Genomic DNA, 18,636 nt, shown 5'->3' on the forward strand with positions numbered 1-18,636 from the left:
GGTTAGTGGTTAGTGGTTGGTGGTTGGTGGTTGGTGGTTGGTGGTTGGTGGTTAGTGGTTGGTGGTTGGTGGTTGGTGGTTAGTGGTTAGTGGTTGGTGGTTAGTAGTTAGTGGTTGGTGGTTAGTGGTTGGAATATATATTGTTGTTATCATTCATGATTTCTAATTTAATTCATAATTCATAATTCATAATTTAAAAGATGTCCGCTGGGTCGGCATATCGTAATTTACGTACGGCGATCGCACCAGAAATAAAACACATTAAAATCGTCAAAATTAGCACTTGTAGAGCGCGTGTAAAGGTCATAAATACTGGTAATAGTGTTGCTTCTCTCGCTCTTTGATACAAAAATAAAGAAAAAGCAAATCCTGGTATATATCCTAAAAGAGCCAAAATCAAAGCTTCTTGCAGAATCACAATCAGTAAATATTTTTGTGCATAACCTATTGCTTTGAGAGTGGCATATTCAACTAAATGATCTGCCACTTCAGTATAAAGTATTTGATAAACAATCACAGTTCCGACAATGAAGCCCATGATTGTTCCTAAAGTGAAGATAAAGCCAATTGCCGTACTACTTGCCCAGAAATTTCTTTCTTGGTCAATAAATTCTTGTTTGGTTAAAACTTTCACATCTGGAGGTAAATAATTCCTCAAGTCTTTAGCAACAACTGTTGCATCTGCTCCCGGTTTTAATCTAATCAGACCGATATCAATTAATCCCTGCTGGCGATTGTTAAATATTCGCAAAAAGTTAAGATCGCTAGTCACTAAATTACCGTCTGCGCCAAATGATGCACCTAGAGTAAATAATCCTCCTACTTTGATTAGCCTTCTCCTGACTTCTGCTGTCACAAGATTACCTTGGTCAAATGTAGTAGCAATGGGCCCATATTCCTGTCGAGAAGACCTATCGTATAAAACCACATCTGGTAATTTAAGTTTATCTAAATTTTCCTCAATACCTGGCATTTTTAAGATATTAGATGCTGGATTTATACCAATTACAAGTAGGTTGCGAGGGATGCCAGTGACGGGATTTTTCCAACTCGTGTAATCCAAATATATAGGATGTACGGATTTGACTGCTTGTAAATCTAAAGCCTTATAAAGCCGTCGCTGAGAAAAGCTTTTCATAGACAGTAAGGCGCTAGATTTAGGATTGGTTAAAACTATTTCACCCTGCAAACTGTTATGAAAACGAACGTTACTGTAATACAAAGAATCTCGAAAACCGAGTTGCATAAACATCAAAATGTCAGCAAAGGCAATTCCTGCAAGTGCCACAGCGAGGCGTGTTTTTTCTCGCTTTAGTTGTAGCCATGCTAAAGGTAATTTATCGCCAAACATGCCAAACATTATGTCTGTCTCCAAATGTTTTTCTGGAACGGAGATGATTTGAATGAATTTAAGATTGAAAAATTTTCAACCTAGAATAATGAGGGTCGTCATTTGTCATTTGTCATACCCTGCGGGAAGTCGCTAGCGCGTCTACGTCATTGGTAAGGATTTCAGTATTTTTACATTCCGTAATATAGCTGCTCTTATTCCCACCTACCTATTTAATTTCATCATTCATCATTCATAATTTCTTATATTTTTATGGCAGTACGTACCTTGGCGTAAGTTAAGGCTGCAACTTTGGCACTATCTTCTGGAGACAGGGCAATTTTTACTTCCACTACTCTTGCATCTACATCTGCGGCTGGATCTGTATTCAATACGTCTTTCTTGCCAACTTTTCTGCCAATTTCAGCGACAGTTCCCTTTAATTCCCCGTTAAAAGCTCCATTATCGCTGGTGATAGTTGCTTCTTGACCAAGACGTACTCTACCAATACTATCTTCGGAAACTTCAGCAACAACTATCATCTGATCGGTTCGTCCAATCTCAGCAATGCCATTTATACCCATAGTTTCTCCAGCCTTAGTATAAATTTTTAAAATTTCTCCGGCCATGGGTGCCTCTACATAGCTCAACCGCAGTTGTGCTTCTGCTCTTTTCAGAGCTGCGATCGCATTTAAATATTGAGCTTGGACTATTTGTAAATTGCTGGGGCGAACTTCTAAAAGTCTTTGCAGTCTGGCTTTTTCTTCATCGATTTGCTGTTGCAAAATAGCTATGGTTTTGTCCCGGTTAACTCTGGCTTCTGCTAGTTGTTGTTGCAAAGTTGCGATCGTTTGCCTGCGTGTAGCTTGGCTTTCAGCTAGTTGCTCAGTAGTTGTTACCGCACCCAAACGTCTCCTGTCACGTTCCTGTTGAGAAATCGCACCTTCTCTGTATAACATCTCATAGCGTCGAGCATCGACTAGGGCATTGCGTTGCTCAGCTTGGATACGCGCAATAGTTGCCCCTAATACATCTTGCTGCCCTTGCAATTCAGCTTCTAGGCGATTAATCATGGCTCGCAGAGCAATACTTTCACCACGCAACTGTGCTGATAGGCGAGCAATAACTGCTTTTTGGGCTTGAATATCTTTTGGCAAACCAACTCTAACCTGAGTCCAGTTAGCACGAGCCTCTTGCACTTTCGCTCTTGCTTCTTCCAATGCTGCTTTGTTGCTGGTGAAATTATCCAAAACAGCAATTACTTGACCTTTTCTAACACGCTCTCCCTCTTTGACAAGAAGTTGTTCAACTCGCGATGTTCCTTGCACTCCTGCCGGAGCAGAAAGTTTGATCACTTCTCCGCGCGGTTCCAAACGACCGATCGCATTAATACTAGTCACAACCGGCGTAGCGACTGTAGGCTCGTTCATCTGTTTTAATTGCTCGACTTTCGCCATTGTCAGAACTCCAGCAGCAACTGTTAATGGTAGAGCTATAGCGATCGCCCATAAAGCTTGAGGTTGCTCTCTGAAAGTTGACTGTTCTGTTGCTCTTGACATCGTATGTTACCTACCCTTTTGTTTGAAATTTGCTAATGGAAGCAAAAAGTAGTGAATTAGGCATAGTTATATTTATCAAAAAGAGTTTTTAGCCAACAGATAGACACTAAAAATCAACAACAGCTACTTAATGCAAATTCTCGCTGCAAAATCTTTGTATGAATAAAATTCAATGCCAATTTTTTGCAATATGGCGCTCTCTATCTGCTGGCTATTAAATAGCTCTCTCCTATGATTTAATCTTGAGTTTAACGGAGGGTTAGAAAAATTAAGAACTAACTAAGCTACTTTCTTGTAAGTCTACAAAGTTTTGAAATTTTAATTGTTCATTTTGAATTATTTTGCCCCTTTATCCAGATAATATTTTTGTTGTTATTAATACTAGGTTGCAGTCAAAGATAGTACTTCCCTCACCCCGCCTGTCGGCACCCCTCTCCCAATTTGTGAGAGGGGAGGGGGAGAGGGCACAAATTGCTATATCTGAACACAATTTGGTATAAGCCTTGATTAAAGTTGCAAAGGGAAAAAATACGGCGTACATATAGATAAAGTCAGTTAAAACGAACTCAATCAATATCGAATCAGCTCATCACATACATGAGTTATGAGCCAATAAATTTATTTATTGATAGACAATCAAACAGGTAAAATCTACCTATTAAAACTAATTAAACTTTAGTGGAATATGTCATTAATTTTAGTTTTTTGTAGCAAGTACTTTAAATATATAGAGGTTTTTCGTAAAGGTAGCACTTCACTACGAACTAAATTAGATACACCTGGCTGGTTGAAGAGATGCAGTGGAGTTTAAAGGCAATGTTACGTTACTGCGATACTTAAGTTATTGCCACGGCGAAGCTACTGATATCTAGTTAAGTTATTTGAGTTGAATGGGAGTCAATCGCGACTTTGTGCTTTTCTCCTATCAACAATTAATTACAGTTCCTAACATTAGTCTTTACATATCTACTGCTAAAATGTTGCTCCTCTGCCTAATGTTGTTATCTTACTCCATTTTATTAATCTCGTTAGATGAATTCTACATTAACAAGTTTTTGTGAAAGGTAACACAGCCTACAGATGATAAGTAATCAGCAATTAAACCTTAAAAACTTAGAAATTACGCCCAACGTCAATTAAAATATAAAGAGAGTATCAAAGGAAAAAAAGATGAAGGATAAAGAATAAAGATTAGTTAATTTGTTCACTCTTTAACACTTCATCTTCACAATATCACTAGCAACTCATCACTAAAGATGAATTTCTGGAGAAATGATTAATTTGGCAGGTCAAATAAAACAGTATTCATATAATTATTAGCCCATTCTGAACCAAAAGCTTTTTCTAGTACGCGACGGGTTTTGTCGTTTTGCTGCTGTTTGGTGCAGTAGTTATGTTGTCCAGCAATAACTTCTGTTACCTTTTCAGAAGAAACAGGTTTAGAGGCGATCGCATTTTGGCAATGAATTTCTAAAAATGCTTGTACGCGTTTTAAAAACATCGTTTCTTCTGCGGAAGAACTCGGACGCACGAATATGCAAAACTCAGAAAAAATATCTCCCCATTCTGGCAATTCACGTGGTTGAGAAAAATTGAGCGCAGGCAACGCCACTAGTGCGGAAGTATAAGATTGTGGTAAGGAGTGGTCAGAACTGACTGGTGAAAGATCGGCGATCGCTGCACTAATTTGACCCCTACCTCCAACTAAGTCACAACCAAACATCGGCAGGTCGTATTCCGGACGTGGAAACATGACACAATGCAGAATATCTAGCATGTTTCCTACTTTTGCCAGTTCTAGGTGCATTTTCCGGAACTGAGGGGTTTGATAACAGCGATTTTCAATAGTCAGCTTCTCACCCTCCAGCCTACCTTCCACATACCCTAACTCCGCAGGCAAATGGTAGGGTGAAAGGTCTAGGTGCTGATGCCAAACTGCTTCAATACAATCAGCCAGTTGACGAATTAGAGGATGTTGTTGTTCGCGCAGTGAGGGGATAGAAGTAGTTGACATCTTTAAACCCAGGAATCTTATCTAGTGGTTAGTGTACAGCCCACCATGTACCACCCAATCTAGCTTGCAACATAATCAAACACTTTCTCGTGGTTGGTGGTTAGTAGTTAGTGGTTGTTTGGGAATTTTCCAACCAACCAACAACTACCAACAAACAACAAAACCTAAAAAGTTAAGTTATTAAACAACTTCTTTCCCAAAATATTACTTATTTTGTAGTCTTAGTTACAGAAATATTTTTAAACTTGTTTATCGAGTAAGGCTAAAACAAAGCCATGAAAGTAGATTTTGGTAGACTAGATTTTGCCATACAAGCCAAAAGGCAAGATTTAGATCTGAAAACAAAACAGCAGCATTTCCAAATTGCTAGTTGGGTAAGGCTTTTGGAACTTCCCAACCCCTACAGCTTTGACGAAGCACTGCTACTATGTCCGATCTCAGAAAATGAGTGGGTAGCCTGGATACCAGATCATGGAGAAGCATTACTGCATACCAGGCAATTCAGAAAAATTTAGTCAAGAGTTAGTAGTTAGTGGTTAGTGGTTAGTGGTTGTAGAGACGTGCCATGGCACGTCTGTACATTAGTGGTTAGTGGTTAGTGGTTGTTAACTATGCCCAATGCCCAATGCCTACTCTCCCCCTCTCCCCCTCCCGAATCTCACGCTACCGAAAGAGGTTCTTCAACCTTGCTTCTCAGTGTCAAAGGGTCAATTGGTTCGAGTTCACCATGCTTGATACTCCAGCAACGGTCGGCGACTGCTAACATATCCCCTGCGTCGTGGGTTACTACCAATAGCGTCCAATCTTTTTTTAGTTTTGCCAATAAATTCACCAGTTGCCGACGCATCGACCAATCCAAGCCAGCTGTAGGTTCATCCAACAATAATAAATTTGGCTGGCGAATTAACTGCACAGCCAAAGCCAAACGTCGCTGCTGACCCCCACTTAAAGCATGGGGTGGTGTGCTTAATGATAAATGCTCTAATCCCACTTCTTGCAACGCCTGCTTAACTCTTTCTGTTCCCAATTCTGGATGTCCCAAGCGCAGTTCTTCCAAAATCGTACCGCCACAAAAATGCCGTTCGGGAAACTGAAACACCAATCCCGCTAATTGCTGTAGCTGTTCGGCACTAAGCATTTGTTCGTGCCAAAAAACAGAACCAGATGTGGGTTCGGCTAATCCAGACAAAATTTCGAGTAACGTACTTTTCCCAGAACCACTCGGTCCAATAATCAGACCCAGCTGTTGGGGTGCCAAGTCCAGATTAATTGATTTGAGAATCGCTGTCGGACAAGCTGTGGGATGATAAACTACATTTCTAAGATAGAGCATTTGTTAAGATTACCAAAAAGTCAGCAACTTATTTGTTAACTACACTGCGAGCAGCTGCAAAGTCCTGAAAAAAAATTTATAGCGCATTCGCTATGTTCATACCTTAATATGTAACAGCTATAAACATACTGCTTTTGTCGAAAGCAAAGAACAAATGAAGACGCCACTCCTACTTATCTCAATTGTGGCAAACTTAACTTGGAACGACAGCTACAACAAACATGGGAACCTACTAATATTGCCACAGTCACAATACATACAGAATTTTGCCTGACACAGCCGCAAGTCTTGGTTTATTTTTTGAATTTTAAGTACCACACAAAACAATTTCAACAGTAATCCTTCTGAAGGAAACGTAAAAATGAGTGAAAGGTTCCCATTTGGGCAAGCAATTGTGTCTGCTAGGCTTGCAACTCTTGCTAAAGTTGCTTTTGCAACAACTTTGGTACTGAATGTGTGGATTGCTCCCTCTGTTGCTGCCGATCCTTTTCGTGCGAAAGAAGCGCGCAAAATTGGTGACAAAACCGAAGCCGCATTCAATGCTATTTTTCAACAAGGCGACTATAAGGCAGCAGAGGCTTACCTACAACAAGCATTGTCCAGCGAGTCAAATGAACCTCTAGCCTATGCAATGAAGGCATCATTAGCATATGCCAATCAGGATTGGGCAGCGCTAGAGACTTACAGTAAGAAAACTCTCGAAATTGCCCAAAAGCTGATTTCTAGCGATCCTTTGCGTGGAAATATTTATACCGCTGTTGGTCATTTTTTGGAGGGAGCAGCTTTTGTTCGTCGTGAAGGGACAGTCAACGGTGCACCACAGGCATTAACTAAGCTGCGGGAAGTTTATAAATATTTAGACCAAGCCGAAGCTATTTCTGCTAACGATCCAGAACTGAATTTACTCAAAGGCTATATGGATTTGATGCTAGCCGTGAATTTGCCTTTTGCTAATCCCCAACAGGCAATAGCACGGTTAGAACAAAGTGCTGGCCCTGAGTATTTAGCAGTTCGAGGTATTGCCTATGGCTACAGGGATTTAAAGCAATACAATAAGGCACTGGAATATGCAGAACGTGCTTTGAAGAAGACATCCAATAACCCAGAAGTGTATTATCTCAAAGCCCAAATCTTGCGGGAGATGGCGAAGAAAGACAAAAATCCAAAACTGCTACAGGAAGCAATAAGTAATTTTGACCAAGCGCTGACGAGGAAAGCTCAACTCCCAGCTGACTTGGTGCGACAAATTCAACGCGAACGCCGCAAAGCTGCCGAGGATATTGCTCAAGCTCGAAGGTAGACAGTAGTTGTTGGTGGTTGGTGGTTAGTGGTTATTAGTTAGTGGTTAGTGGTTAGTAGTTGGTGGTTGGCCGTCTCCCACTCTCCCACTCTTCCACTCCCCCATCTCCCTTACAATTAATTTGGTGGTTTTGAGCAAGAGTTAAGTTAAGAAATTTTAAGTAATGAAAATACAGTTTCGCGAAGTAGATCCTTTTGATGTGTGGATTTGGCTGAAGTTCAGCACCGTACCTTCCCAACGTGAAAAGGAGTATGTAGAAGAGCTTTTTGACTCCTGGTTTTACCTCGGCAAATTGGGTGCATTTAATGCCGAAAATCTACAGGTACAAGAAACAGGATTAGATATCAGCTACATGAATTATGACTCAGAAGCATACGATCGCAGTTTGCTGGCGCTGATGCATAACAAGGGTGACTTTGAGTATCAAGGTGAATGGGCACGCTGCTGGTTTGACTTGGGAACTTCAGATGCGATCGCCCTAGATATTCTCGTCAATGCCCTTCAGCAGTTGGGTGTGGAATACGTCACTATCGATGAAGTTTACATTGGTGGTGAAAATGAAGATTGGCCTGTTGAAGAAAGTGACAGTCGTCCTTCATTCATATACGATAACTACGATAACTAGCGGCAGCGATTAGTTATTATGCATAAACCCAACGAGATTCGTATGCTTGCCTTGGGGCTTATTCGGGATGGAAAACGCATTTTCATGTCCCAAGGCTACGATCCACACAAGCAAGAAACTTTTTACCGGGCAATGGGTGGTGGTATTGATTTTGGTGAAACCAGTCTCACAGCCCTACAACGCGAGTTTCAAGAAGAAATTCAAGCGGAATTAACAAATATTCATTACTTGGGTTGTATAGAAAGTATATTTATTTACAACTGTCTACCTGGTCATGAAATCATTCAACTTTATCAATGCGATTTTGTTGACCACAAATTTTATGAATTGGAAAAGATAGTATTTACTGAAGGTAAGCGGCAAAAAACAGCGCTATGGGTAGATATTAGTCGCTTCAAATCTGGAGAATTGAAATTAGTACCTGAGCAGTTTTTAGGATTTCTATAAAATAGTTCTTTGTTAGTAGTTCTTTGTTGTTGGGATTTTATTGGTTGCTTCCATAGAGGCGCGTGGGTACAACAAACAACAATCAACTAACAACCAACAACTAACAACTAACAACCAATTAATATTTGCTCGTATGCCTGGATTATTTGACGGGCGATCGCATCCCAACTGTAATGCTGCAATGCATATTCTTGGGCACGTAATCCCCGTCGTTGGCATTCGGAAGGATTTTGCAAAGCGCTGCGAAGTAACTCAGTCAGTGCTGGCACATCTGTTGTAGTCACCCAACCCGACTCACTTTCATGCACTTGTTGACAAATATGCACTTGATCGGAAATCAACACAGGCGTTCCTGCTGCCATTGCTTCAGCTACAGCAATACCAAAATTTTCATAGTACGAAGGTAAGACGAATAAATCAGCAGCTTGCAGGAGGATAGATTTCAAATCACCAGTGACAAAACCAGTGATGGAAGTGTGCGATCGCAAAGGAGAATTGTGTATTTGCGACTTGATTTTTGCTTCATAATCTGGGTCTTGGGGATTTGTTCCAGCTAAAATAAAGTGAAAATTCAACCCTTCAGCTAAAAGCTTCTCCAAAGCTGGAATTAGCAGATTCAACCCCTTTTTTGGATCAATCCGCGACATAAACAAAACTAGCGGCACATCATCATGAATACCAAAGTACTGACATACCAAATTTCTCCCCTTTTTCAGAAAGGGTTGAGGGGGATTGACACCCAAAGAAATGACTAAATCTCGTGTCGATATTCCAAATCTTTCAGATACTTTCGCTTCTTGAGGGCTAGTAAAATGAATCGCTGCTGCACCAGCTATATTTGCACGTTCTAACATTGTCGCATAAAGCTGTTTTAATTGCCTTTTCTTGCGTAAATCTGCGGGGTCAAGAGTACCCAAAGGACGCAAAATATAGGGAAGCTTTTGCCGACGACAAATCGCCGCAGCGCCGCTACTGACAGGAGAGAATAAAGCATGAATATGGGCTAAATCAAACTCATGGGCGTGACGATATAACCACTGGAGTAAACCGAGAGAAAATTTGTAGCGTCGGAAAGGGGCACAACGAAAATAAATTATTTCATAGCCGTCTTGTTGAATCGGGCAATTTAGGGGAACATCCAAGGGCTTTTGATTGATATCGCCATTACTGTCCGTTGTCAGAACTGTAACTTTTATACCTTCTCGTGCTAAAGCTGGAGATAATCCCAGTACCATTTGACTGGGGCCACCATAAATGAGGGAAATTGAAGGGACTATTTGGAGAATATGCATATTTGTTAGTAGTTAGTAGTTAGTAGTTAGTAGGGGCGGATTTTAGTTGATATCCTGTTAATCATGCCCCAAATATTATGGCTAAACTCGCCCGTACAGTAGTTAGTAGTTGGTTTTACCACTAACCACTATCCACTATCTACTAACTCTTGACCAATTCTTTATAAAATTCTAGTTGCTGTTTTGCCAAAGCTTTATTTGTATATTGAGCAATTGCTTTTTGATAACCCATTGCACCTACATGTTCAGCGAAATCTGGTTTTTCTATTAATTGCAATATGCAATTAGCAAGCGCTTGAAAATTCCCTTCAGGAAATACCAAACCAGCATTACCAATTACATGAGGGATTTCACCAGAATCGGAACCAATCACGGGTACTTGACAAGCCATCGCTTCGATGAGAACATGACCAAATTGTTCTTTCCAACCAATGGCAGTTAAGGTTTTAAATTTGTAAGTTGTTTCCGATGGTAGTACTAAAGTATTCATTAAGTTGATATATTTAGCAACTTCATCGTGAGCAACACTTTCTACTAAAATTATCCTGTCTTGAATATTATTTTCTGCTGCTTTGCTCATTAATTCTGACTGTAATGATCCGCGTCCAAGTAGTAGTAATTTCCAAGGTTTATCTTTTGGTAAAAGTGTTAAAGCACTTATTAAAGTTAGTAATCCCTTCTCCTTAACGAAGCGTCCAACAAACCCTATGATAAATTCGTCTGATTGAATACCTAATTTCTTGGCTAAATCCGGTTGCGGTTGGGGTCTAAATATATTTTCATCAACACCTAATTGTGGCATTACTTTAATAGAACCTTGATATCCGCGTTGCCGTAAAATCTGGGCACCGTCTTGATTACCAGAAATGACACCGTGGCTATTTTGCAGATTATATTTTTCTAACAGTGAAACCGGAAATTTTAATTCATATGGTAGATTCCACCAGGTAAAAAATAAATTCTTAGCTTTTAAACCCAGTAACTTATTTAATGTAATTGTTTGGGCATAAGCAAGACTTCTAGATGCTTGTTCTACTTGGATAACTTGGGGACAAAATTGCTGTAACAAAGATACTAAATCTGCACCAAAAGTTAGCAGTCCCTGATGATTTTGACTGAAATTAGAAACAGGTACTATGCGAAAATTACCTTCATCTCGGTACTGCGTTTCAATAATTCTGTTTTGTACACCACCTGGTCGCCAGCGCTTTGGCACTACAACCGTTACTTCAATATCCGCTTCTAGTTGAGATAAAATACGTAATTTTTCGCAGTTAAGATCTACGGTATAGGTATGACTAGCTACTAAGATTTTCATGAAAATGGGGAGTGGGGAAGTGGGGAAGTGGGGGAGTGGAGGAATAACTACTAACTACTAACTACTAACCACTAACTACTAACTATTTATGTTTATCGAGACGAGTGTAAATTTGACCATCATTCCAAGGTGATTGAATGATAGTACCCAAGGCTTTGACAAAGCCCAAAGTGTAAAAAATGGTGCGCGTAAAAATTTTGATTGGGGAACCACTCTTATGACAAGGGGGACGTCCGAGGACGTGACAGTCAAATAAACGGATGTAGAGGCGTAAAGCTTGAATGGCGGTGAGATTTTTCAACCCCATTAAGAAATGATTGTGGTAAAAGGTAAGTTGATACTGGAGCGATCGCATACTAATATCGTGGCAACCGCCTGTCTCTTCCCCTAAATGTACTAAACAAGCTTCTGGGTCGTACCAAATCTTATATCCAGTCTGTCGCAAGCGCAAACAAAAATCAGATTCTTCTCGTACTGCACTACCGCGAAATCTCTCATCAAAGTGCAGTCCATGCTTAGTGAAAATCTCGCGGCGAAACGACATATTGCAACCCCTGGCTGTTAGTACTTCTTGGGGTTTGACTGTATGCACTAAATCAATGTAATACCAAGCAATGCCTGGGTCCATCGCCTGGGGAGGTAGATATTCGATACTCCTATAGGGTGCATCTCCCTGCGTTCTCCCTTGGGCGGTATCAGCTATTTTCATCCGGTCAAAAACTCGACCAGCAACAGCCCCTATCTCTGGTTTTTCCAGATAGTTTTTCACATGAGCTGTTAGAAATCCAGGCTCTAGCTTAACATCATCATCAATAAATAAAACTATGTCACCTTTGGCGCGCCGTACCGCATAATTACGTGCCCCTGGCAAACTCGCCCAATTCAGACGGAACCATTGAATTTTGCCTGCTGCGGCTTGTTCTGTTAAAAAAGCTTCTATTTCTGGCTGATGTTTGGGTGTCTGATCTACTACTAAAACTTCAAAATTTGGGTAGTCCTGCTTCAGTATATCCACTAGGCTATCCTGGAGTGGTTCTTCACGACCATAGGTCGGAATAATTACAGAAATTAAAGGGTTCTCATTCATTGTTTATTTAACCTATTCCAGGAAAATATTAATTTTTTATACGTGATTTTTTGGTATTTGTTTTTTCCTCAATATTCTCCTCATTATTCTTTTCTTGTTTATCAAGTATTGGCAATTTGAAAATAATTCCTGCACAAAACCAGTAATAAACAGCTACCGGATCTACATCCAGAGGGTAGTAGTAAGTGTTGTAGCTAATAAAAAGTATAAACACCCACATAGCAGCGCCGTAACTGCGGAAATTACGGTTTTTTACCGAACGATAAGTCCGAAAGGCAGTAATTGTTAGGGTGGTGACTAAAACTACGAACCCTAGTAACCCAAATATTCCTACTTCGTAGAGGACTTTGGGATAATAGGTTTCTACTAGTTTGGCCTGACCTAGGGCACGGGCGGAGTTAGTGGCGCGACCCAAACCACTTCCGAAAGGCCCGTCTACATTTTTCCAATTCTCCTCAAATTGCTGGAGGATAAAGTCGTAGGGAGGTGAAGCATTCCAGCGACCAACAAAGCTATCGATTCTCTCTTGTACTACAGTGGGATTAGTGGCGATCGCAATTCCCAGAATGAGGGCGAGTCCTCCAAATATCGGGATAAAGCGTTTGAGGTTGCCGATTTGACCAGTCAGCACCAGCAACATTACAAAGCAGACTGGCACCAAGGCTAAGGCTATTCTCTGTCCAGATATAACTGCATTGACAAATACCAATGCCGTTGAAACTAAACCAATAATCCGCCAAATTATCGAGGGGTCGCTGAAGCCAGTAGCAAAAGTAAAAAAGGTGCTGGAAATTATAAACCATGCCCATTGCCAAGGAGCAACAAAAGTTCCTGGCAGGCGAATCATTCCCTGGCTAGGACTATAAACTAGCGATCCACCAAAAAAACACCGCGCTTCCAGTGAGGCTTTAAATAAGGCTGACCCTACAGCATTTCTGGTTCCTTCACATACCCCAGTTAACAGCAGCAGGTATTGAATAACTCCCAGTACACAGGCAAGGAATATTAAGACAATCTGTAAGCGCGAAATCAATAGGAAATCCCGCTTACTGCGAATCAGATAGTAAGTACAAGCAATTAGAGGTACATAGCCTAAAAATACTTTCAGACCCAGAATTCCCATTCCGATAGGGAATTCTTTCGGTGCTTCTTTAAAGAGACCAACCGGAGGTGGGTTAAACTGCTGCGAACCATTTACAAACAGCAGTGTTAATATGCATGAGCCTAATAAAATATACAGCGGTGTTTTGATTTCTTTGGGAAGAATTAGGTCTAACCCCTGTTTGCGGCAACTCTGCCAAATTGAAATCAGCGCCGGAACATAGAAAGAGTCTTTTGCTAGTTGCAGTATGGGACTATTACCGATGTAGTAGGTGATAGTACCCCCAAATGGCACGTAAATTATAAAGGCAATAATAGCTGGGCGGGGATATTTGTAAGCAAGGGACATAATAATGATTCCCAATACAGCCGGGGCTGCTGCCTTTATTCCACCTACTAAAAAAAGAAGAAAGCCGATAAATAAACCACCACCAACAGCAGCACTGAGTAAGTTAGTAAGTTCTTTGCGTGCTTGTGCAGCTTTGCGCTTTTTGGCTAAACGTTCTTTAAGGGTAAGAGTCGGAGTTTCCTGACTTTGCTGCTTTTTTGTTTTTTTATTTTTCTGAGATTTTGATTTCGATTTCGGCATGGTGGTGGTACAAATACGCCCTTGGGAAGAAGGCATGGGGCAAAGGGCATGGGGCAAACAAAGGGCAAGGGGCATAGGAAAATCAGTACTTCAATTCCCAATGCCCAATTCCCCATTCCCCACTCCTTTTCATCCGTCCTAGTATACGTAGTCGATGATAACTACTTATTATTCACACCAATATAGCGGTTATCACTGAGAAAAACCGCCATAAATAGCAGAGGTCGCAGGTTAGACAAATAGCCAAAGTAGGCTTATTTACTACCTGCGACCAAAAATTTGGTATGTGCAAGTGATTAAAAAGCTATGAAGAGAAATTAACTTACACTGCTAAATGTTGCTGGACTTGCAGTACTAACTCATTAGTCCAGTAGTTGGCTAGTTCAGCTGCTTCTGCTTCCACCATGACTCGGATCACTGGTTCTGTACCAGAGGCACGGACTAAAATTCTGCCAGCATCACCCATTGCGGCTTCAGCGCGGGCGATCGCTTCTTGCAGGGGTTGGCATTCTTTCCACCCGACGCGCTTAACACGGTCTTCTACACGTACGTTCCGCAATAGTTGTGGATAGGTATGAAAGCTTTCATTCACCATTTCCATGAGAGGAACACCAGCTTGCTGCACTAAAGCAGCTAAATGTAAGGCCGTGAGTAAACCATCTCCAGTAATGCCATAGTGACGGCACAAAATGTGACCGGATTGTTCTCCACCTAGCATCCCCCCAGTCCGGTGCATTTCCGCTTGCACGTACTGATCGCCTACTGCTGTGCGAATTAGCTTGCCACCGCTTTGTTTCCACGCCCTCTCAAAGCCTAAGTTTGCCATGACGGTAGACACGATTAAGTTATCCGGCAGTTCTTGCTTTTGCTGCAAGTACCGTCCCCAGAGGTAGAGGATGTAATCACCATTGACTTGCCGTCCGCTATTGTCTACTGCTAACACGCGATCGGCGTCGCCATCAAAAGCAAAGCCCAAGTCGGCATTGTGTTCACGAACAGCCGCTTGCAGAATATCTAGGTGAGTCGAACCGCAGTTAACGTTGATGCGATCGCCATCCGGTTGATGATGCAAGCAGATGACTTCTGCCCCCATTGACTCAAACACCGATGGTGCTAACCCAACTGCTGCCCCCCAGGCCAAATCCAAAACAATCTTCATACCCTGAAGATTGACAGCTTGCAAAGGCTGTTTCAATGCCTGTGTGTAATTGACCACCAATTCTGGGCGCGAGTAATGTCTGCCGCAATTGTTGATATCAACACCATGTGATGCCACACCCCGCAATCCCGCTTCAATGTCTGCTTGCAAGGCTTGGGGTAACTTCAAACCGTCAGCACCAAAAAATTTAATGCCGTTGTCTTCTGGCGGATTGTGGCTAGCAGAAATCATCACTCCGCCGATGGCATCACTATTGCTGGTAAGATAAGCAACACAAGGAGTAGGGCATAACCCCAAATACCAAACCTCCAGTCCCGCTGCTGTTAACCCTGCACTCAAGGCCATCGCCAGCATATCGCTGGAGTTTCTAGAGTCCTGTCCGACAATCACCGATCCTGGGTAGGAAGACCCAGACCGCAACACAATACCCGCCCAATAACCTATTTGCAACGCTAGAGGTGCACTTAGCAATTCCCCCACTCGTCCGCGAATACCATCTGTGCCAAACAAGGGAATAGCGGGTAATGAGATGCTATGAAGCCCAAAACTACTTTCAATAGCTTTTTGCGATCCACCAGGTTCGGAAGCAGAACTGCCACCAAGGCCCTGAGTCCGAGTTATAGATGAGACCATAAGTTTAAACACTCCACACAGACACACAGGAGAATAACACTTTAAATTTGTTTCAACAATTCCCCCTATTAATAGGTTTTATCACGAGATTTCGCTTATTTTTATTTTAAGAAATTTATTTCAAAACAAGCTTTTTAAGTATTAATGCTTAATTTTCTCAAATGATTGTAAAAACAACATTAAGTATTTATTTTGACGAAAATTCTACGTGTTCATGAGAAGATATAACTATCAGTTCGGGTGATAATTACAATCAATTTAGACTTGAAAAGCCCATGTTAGCTAAAAAACCTGTTAAAACGGTCACTTTTTCATAAAAAAAAGCAATTCCATCAAAAATGTAAATAAAAATTAGTGCTTCGTAATATAAGTTAATGCTGGGCAAATATAACTCTATTCCTTTAGTAGACTTGCTGTATCAAATTTTATTTAAGTATCGTAACTTAAAAAATATTAATAGAAATTCTCATCAAATAGCTCTACTGTAACGTTTTAGTGGCTTTTTATGAAGGGACTAGGGACTGGGGCATAAAAATTATGAATTATGAATTATGAATTATGAAATTTTCAGCCCAATCGCATTCATCATTCATAATTCTCACCATTACCCAATACCCAATACCCATTCCCCAGCAAATCAAAAATTCTGGCAGTTAACCTTTTAAAGCAGAGAAATTTAGCATGAGCAGTAATTTAGCAACCAAATTGCGTGTCGGGACAAAAAAAGCTCACACGATGGCAGAAAACGTTGGTTTTGTCAAGTGTTTTTTAAAAGGGGTTGTTGAGAAAAACTCCTATCGCAAGCTAGTAGCCAACCTCTACTTCGTTTATACAGCGATGGAAGAGGAGATGGAAAAGCACAAGAATCACCCCATCGTTTCTAAAATTAATTTTCAACAGCTATACAGACAGCGCAGCTTGGAAAAAGACCTCAGTTATTACTACGGTGGCAACTGGCGGGAACAAATCGAACTATCGGCCGCTGGAGAAGCTTATGTACAACGCATCCGGGAAGTCTCTGAAAAAGAACCGGAATTGTTGGTTGCTCATTCTTACACCCGCTACCTTGGTGACTTATCTGGCGGGCAAATTCTCAAAGGTATTGCCAAAACAGCAATGAACTTGAATGGGGATGGCACTGCTTTTTATGAGTTTGAAGACATTGACGATGAAAAAGCATTTAAAAACAAATATCGTCAGGCTTTAGACGAACTACCCATTGATGATGCTACAGGCGATCGCATTGTTGATGAAGCCAACGCCGCCTTTGGTATGAACATGAAGATGTTCAGCGAATTAGAAGGCAATTTGATTAAAGCGATCGGCGTAATGGTGTTCAACAGCCTCACCCGTCGTCGTACTCGCGGTAGCACCGAAACCGGACTGGCAACCGCTGAGTAATTACCATTAAATCTGAAATAAACAAGTTTTAGGGGTAGTACCCTTGAGATTTCCCGTAGAAAATACGGGCAACCGCAAGGAGACTGCCCCTGATTTTAGCAGGACTGTTTCATTCTCTGGAGAAAAAATAGATTAATCTCTTCCCACCCAGAAAATATCTGTATAAACGAACCACGCTCGTACGCAAAGAGCACAAAGAATTTAAGAGGTTGGAGGAATTTAGATTTTTCCTTTTTAGAATGAAACGGCCCTGCCCTGATTTTAGGGGGTTGTGTTGCCAAAACATAGGATTTACACATTGACAGGAATTTTGTCTATACGTAAGTTCTACCAATTTCTCATAACGATTAAACGATTAATGGCTAGTGTTACTACTGTCCAAGTCACAGTTTCAACAATAATTTTTATTCGTAACTCTAATCAGAAAACGCAGAGCTTCATTTACTGCTTGAGAATTGGGAAACATTTCTGCGACATCAGGTTCTAAACGAACTGTCAACCCTTCAATATCGTTGCGATCGTGTTCAACTTTTCTCACACTGTTGTTTGTCAAACCCTGATCTGACTGAGGTTTTTGCTCAGGTATCAGCGTTTGGAAAGATGGATCGTTCAGTTTTTTAGCAAGGGATTCCCAACTACTAGCTTTCAGTTTAAAGTGATCCTTTGCTTCACGTAATGTTCTAAACTGTTGCTTTAGGATATCAACAGTATAAATGTGCCTTTGATATATCTGAGTTTGTTGATTAAGGTCTTCCTCAACCATATCAACTACTTCATTAAATTGTAAATACTGTAGTGTCTCTATAAAAAGTAAGTTTACAAAACATTTCTCAGCATGACCACAAAAATACCTGTCACCGGAGTCAGCAGACACATAGGGATTGGTAGTGCGATCGCCCTCTACTATTTGTGACAGCTATGACAATTACTCAACTGTTTAATATTGCCAATCTTTTCGTTTTACCATTTTGGGTATTAATGATTTTCTTACCCAAATGGAAAATTACACAACGGGTAATGGCATCATATATTCCCTTTGTACCATTGGCAGGAGCATATTTATATTTATTCATCAGCAGCATCACACCAGAAAACGCCCAAGCATTATCAAATCCCCAACTAGCAGACATTGCCCTATTTTTTGCTGATGAAAAAGCTGCTGCTACAGGTTGGATTCATTTTTTAGTCATGGATTTATTTGTGGGACGCTACATTTACTTGCAAGGTCAAAAAACAGGAATTTGGACAATACATTCCCTAGCACTGTGTTTATTTGCTGGGCCGTTAGGATTACTTTCTCACATCTTGACTTACTGGATAGCTAAGAAATTTTTCTTAGATTCTGAAAGTGAAACAACGGGAGTAAGAGAAAAAATTGTATCGTCTAATAGTTAGTGGTTAGTGGTTAGTAGTTAGTGGTCAATAAGTAATACTGTTTCTCGAAAAAA

Annotated in this window: 16 protein-coding genes; 6 read left to right on the top strand and 10 right to left on the bottom strand. The window is 40.9% G+C overall.

What is annotated here, in order from left to right:
* Positions 1 to 193: 193 nt before the first annotated feature.
* The 3 genes from devC to HXY43_RS09505 form a co-directional block, all read right to left on the bottom strand.
* Positions 194 to 1,351, bottom strand: coding sequence for an ABC transporter permease DevC (gene devC, locus HXY43_RS09495; RefSeq protein ID WP_290882735.1), 1,158 nt, complete (start codon positions 1,349 to 1,351; stop codon positions 194 to 196).
* A gap of 242 nt (positions 1,352 to 1,593) precedes the next feature.
* Positions 1,594 to 2,889: an HlyD family efflux transporter periplasmic adaptor subunit gene (locus tag HXY43_RS09500; RefSeq protein WP_290882657.1), complete on the bottom strand. Its 1,296-nt coding sequence runs from the start codon at positions 2,887 to 2,889 to the stop codon at positions 1,594 to 1,596.
* A gap of 1,276 nt (positions 2,890 to 4,165) precedes the next feature.
* Positions 4,166 to 4,903, bottom strand: coding sequence for a phycocyanobilin:ferredoxin oxidoreductase (locus HXY43_RS09505; RefSeq protein ID WP_290882659.1), 738 nt, complete (start codon positions 4,901 to 4,903; stop codon positions 4,166 to 4,168).
* Positions 4,904 to 5,178: 275 nt separating this feature from the next.
* Between HXY43_RS09505 and HXY43_RS09510 the strand changes: the two genes are divergently transcribed.
* Positions 5,179 to 5,418 carry a hypothetical protein gene (locus HXY43_RS09510; protein ID WP_290882661.1) on the top strand — a complete coding sequence of 80 codons (240 nt, stop codon included), beginning with the start codon at positions 5,179 to 5,181 and terminating at the stop codon, positions 5,416 to 5,418.
* A gap of 143 nt (positions 5,419 to 5,561) precedes the next feature.
* Here the strand turns inward: HXY43_RS09510 and HXY43_RS09515 are convergent, their stop codons facing one another.
* Positions 5,562 to 6,236: an ABC transporter ATP-binding protein gene (locus tag HXY43_RS09515; RefSeq protein WP_290882664.1), complete on the bottom strand. Its 675-nt coding sequence runs from the start codon at positions 6,234 to 6,236 to the stop codon at positions 5,562 to 5,564.
* A 361-nt stretch (positions 6,237 to 6,597) separates the two neighbouring features.
* Here HXY43_RS09515 and HXY43_RS09520 point away from each other — a divergent pair, with 361 nt between their 5' ends.
* From HXY43_RS09520 to HXY43_RS09530, 3 genes are all read left to right on the top strand, one after another.
* Positions 6,598 to 7,536 carry a Sll0314/Alr1548 family TPR repeat-containing protein gene (locus tag HXY43_RS09520; RefSeq protein ID WP_290882666.1) on the top strand — a complete coding sequence of 313 codons (939 nt, stop codon included), beginning with the start codon at positions 6,598 to 6,600 and terminating at the stop codon, positions 7,534 to 7,536.
* A 163-nt stretch (positions 7,537 to 7,699) separates the two neighbouring features.
* Entirely contained in the window at positions 7,700 to 8,161 is a 462-nt protein-coding gene (locus tag HXY43_RS09525; protein ID WP_026735345.1) for a DUF3531 family protein, read from the top strand.
* An 18-nt stretch (positions 8,162 to 8,179) separates the two neighbouring features.
* On the top strand, positions 8,180 to 8,608 hold the full coding sequence (locus tag HXY43_RS09530) for an NUDIX domain-containing protein (protein ID WP_290882670.1): 429 nt from the start codon (positions 8,180 to 8,182) through the stop codon (positions 8,606 to 8,608).
* Positions 8,609 to 8,715: 107 nt separating this feature from the next.
* On the opposite strand, the gene hpsP is transcribed toward HXY43_RS09530, so the two are convergent.
* The 5 genes from hpsP to glmM all read right to left on the bottom strand — a co-directional run bounded on the left by hpsP (position 8,716) and on the right by glmM (position 15,787).
* On the bottom strand, positions 8,716 to 9,900 hold the full coding sequence (hpsP, locus tag HXY43_RS09535) for a hormogonium polysaccharide biosynthesis glycosyltransferase HpsP (protein WP_290882673.1): 1,185 nt from the start codon (positions 9,898 to 9,900) through the stop codon (positions 8,716 to 8,718).
* Positions 9,901 to 10,042: 142 nt separating this feature from the next.
* Complete coding sequence (gene hpsO / locus HXY43_RS09540) at positions 10,043 to 11,218, bottom strand: hormogonium polysaccharide biosynthesis glycosyltransferase HpsO (protein WP_290882675.1); 1,176 nt, start codon at positions 11,216 to 11,218, stop codon at positions 10,043 to 10,045.
* 82 nt (positions 11,219 to 11,300) lie between these two features.
* Complete coding sequence (gene hpsN / locus HXY43_RS09545) at positions 11,301 to 12,305, bottom strand: hormogonium polysaccharide biosynthesis glycosyltransferase HpsN (protein ID WP_290882678.1); 1,005 nt, start codon at positions 12,303 to 12,305, stop codon at positions 11,301 to 11,303.
* Between the two features lie 28 nt (positions 12,306 to 12,333).
* On the bottom strand, positions 12,334 to 13,995 hold the full coding sequence (gene hpsL / locus HXY43_RS09550; protein WP_290882738.1) for a hormogonium polysaccharide biosynthesis protein HpsL: 1,662 nt from the start codon (positions 13,993 to 13,995) through the stop codon (positions 12,334 to 12,336).
* 322 nt (positions 13,996 to 14,317) lie between these two features.
* Complete coding sequence (gene glmM, locus HXY43_RS09555) at positions 14,318 to 15,787, bottom strand: phosphoglucosamine mutase (RefSeq protein ID WP_290882680.1); 1,470 nt, start codon at positions 15,785 to 15,787, stop codon at positions 14,318 to 14,320.
* A gap of 681 nt (positions 15,788 to 16,468) precedes the next feature.
* Between glmM and HXY43_RS09560 the strand changes: the two genes are divergently transcribed.
* Positions 16,469 to 17,188, top strand: coding sequence for a heme oxygenase (biliverdin-producing) (locus HXY43_RS09560; RefSeq protein WP_290882683.1), 720 nt, complete (start codon positions 16,469 to 16,471; stop codon positions 17,186 to 17,188).
* Between the two features lie 391 nt (positions 17,189 to 17,579).
* Here HXY43_RS09560 and HXY43_RS09565 read toward each other — a convergent pair whose 3' ends face one another.
* Positions 17,580 to 17,951, bottom strand: coding sequence for a hypothetical protein (locus tag HXY43_RS09565; protein WP_290882686.1), 372 nt, complete (start codon positions 17,949 to 17,951; stop codon positions 17,580 to 17,582).
* 155 nt (positions 17,952 to 18,106) lie between these two features.
* On the opposite strand from HXY43_RS09565, the gene HXY43_RS09570 reads away from it, so the two are divergent.
* Complete coding sequence (locus HXY43_RS09570) at positions 18,107 to 18,583, top strand: ABA4-like family protein (RefSeq protein ID WP_290882689.1); 477 nt, start codon at positions 18,107 to 18,109, stop codon at positions 18,581 to 18,583.
* The last annotated feature ends 53 nt before the right edge of the window (positions 18,584 to 18,636 follow it).

Origin of the sequence: Fischerella sp. (assembly GCF_013388695.1) — a bacterium.
Lineage (GTDB): Bacteria > Cyanobacteriota > Cyanobacteriia > Cyanobacteriales > Nostocaceae > PCC9605.

Coding starts and splice junctions, on each gene's coding strand:
- HXY43_RS09560 (WP_290882683.1), top strand. CDS start 16,469: ATGAGCAGTAATTTAGCAACCAAATTGCGTGTCGGGACAAAAAAAGCT.
- hpsL (WP_290882738.1), bottom strand. CDS start 13,995: ATGCCGAAATCGAAATCAAAATCTCAGAAAAATAAAAAAACAAAAAAG.
- HXY43_RS09530 (WP_290882670.1), top strand. CDS start 8,180: ATGCATAAACCCAACGAGATTCGTATGCTTGCCTTGGGGCTTATTCGG.
- HXY43_RS09500 (WP_290882657.1), bottom strand. CDS start 2,889: ATGTCAAGAGCAACAGAACAGTCAACTTTCAGAGAGCAACCTCAAGCT.
- HXY43_RS09510 (WP_290882661.1), top strand. CDS start 5,179: ATGAAAGTAGATTTTGGTAGACTAGATTTTGCCATACAAGCCAAAAGG.
- HXY43_RS09505 (WP_290882659.1), bottom strand. CDS start 4,903: ATGTCAACTACTTCTATCCCCTCACTGCGCGAACAACAACATCCTCTA.
- glmM (WP_290882680.1), bottom strand. CDS start 15,787: ATGGTCTCATCTATAACTCGGACTCAGGGCCTTGGTGGCAGTTCTGCT.
- HXY43_RS09520 (WP_290882666.1), top strand. CDS start 6,598: ATGAGTGAAAGGTTCCCATTTGGGCAAGCAATTGTGTCTGCTAGGCTT.
- hpsO (WP_290882675.1), bottom strand. CDS start 11,218: ATGAAAATCTTAGTAGCTAGTCATACCTATACCGTAGATCTTAACTGC.
- hpsP (WP_290882673.1), bottom strand. CDS start 9,900: ATGCATATTCTCCAAATAGTCCCTTCAATTTCCCTCATTTATGGTGGC.
- HXY43_RS09565 (WP_290882686.1), bottom strand. CDS start 17,951: ATGGTTGAGGAAGACCTTAATCAACAAACTCAGATATATCAAAGGCAC.
- HXY43_RS09525 (WP_026735345.1), top strand. CDS start 7,700: ATGAAAATACAGTTTCGCGAAGTAGATCCTTTTGATGTGTGGATTTGG.
- HXY43_RS09515 (WP_290882664.1), bottom strand. CDS start 6,236: ATGCTCTATCTTAGAAATGTAGTTTATCATCCCACAGCTTGTCCGACA.
- devC (WP_290882735.1), bottom strand. CDS start 1,351: ATGTTTGGCGATAAATTACCTTTAGCATGGCTACAACTAAAGCGAGAA.
- hpsN (WP_290882678.1), bottom strand. CDS start 12,305: ATGAATGAGAACCCTTTAATTTCTGTAATTATTCCGACCTATGGTCGT.
- HXY43_RS09570 (WP_290882689.1), top strand. CDS start 18,107: ATGACAATTACTCAACTGTTTAATATTGCCAATCTTTTCGTTTTACCA.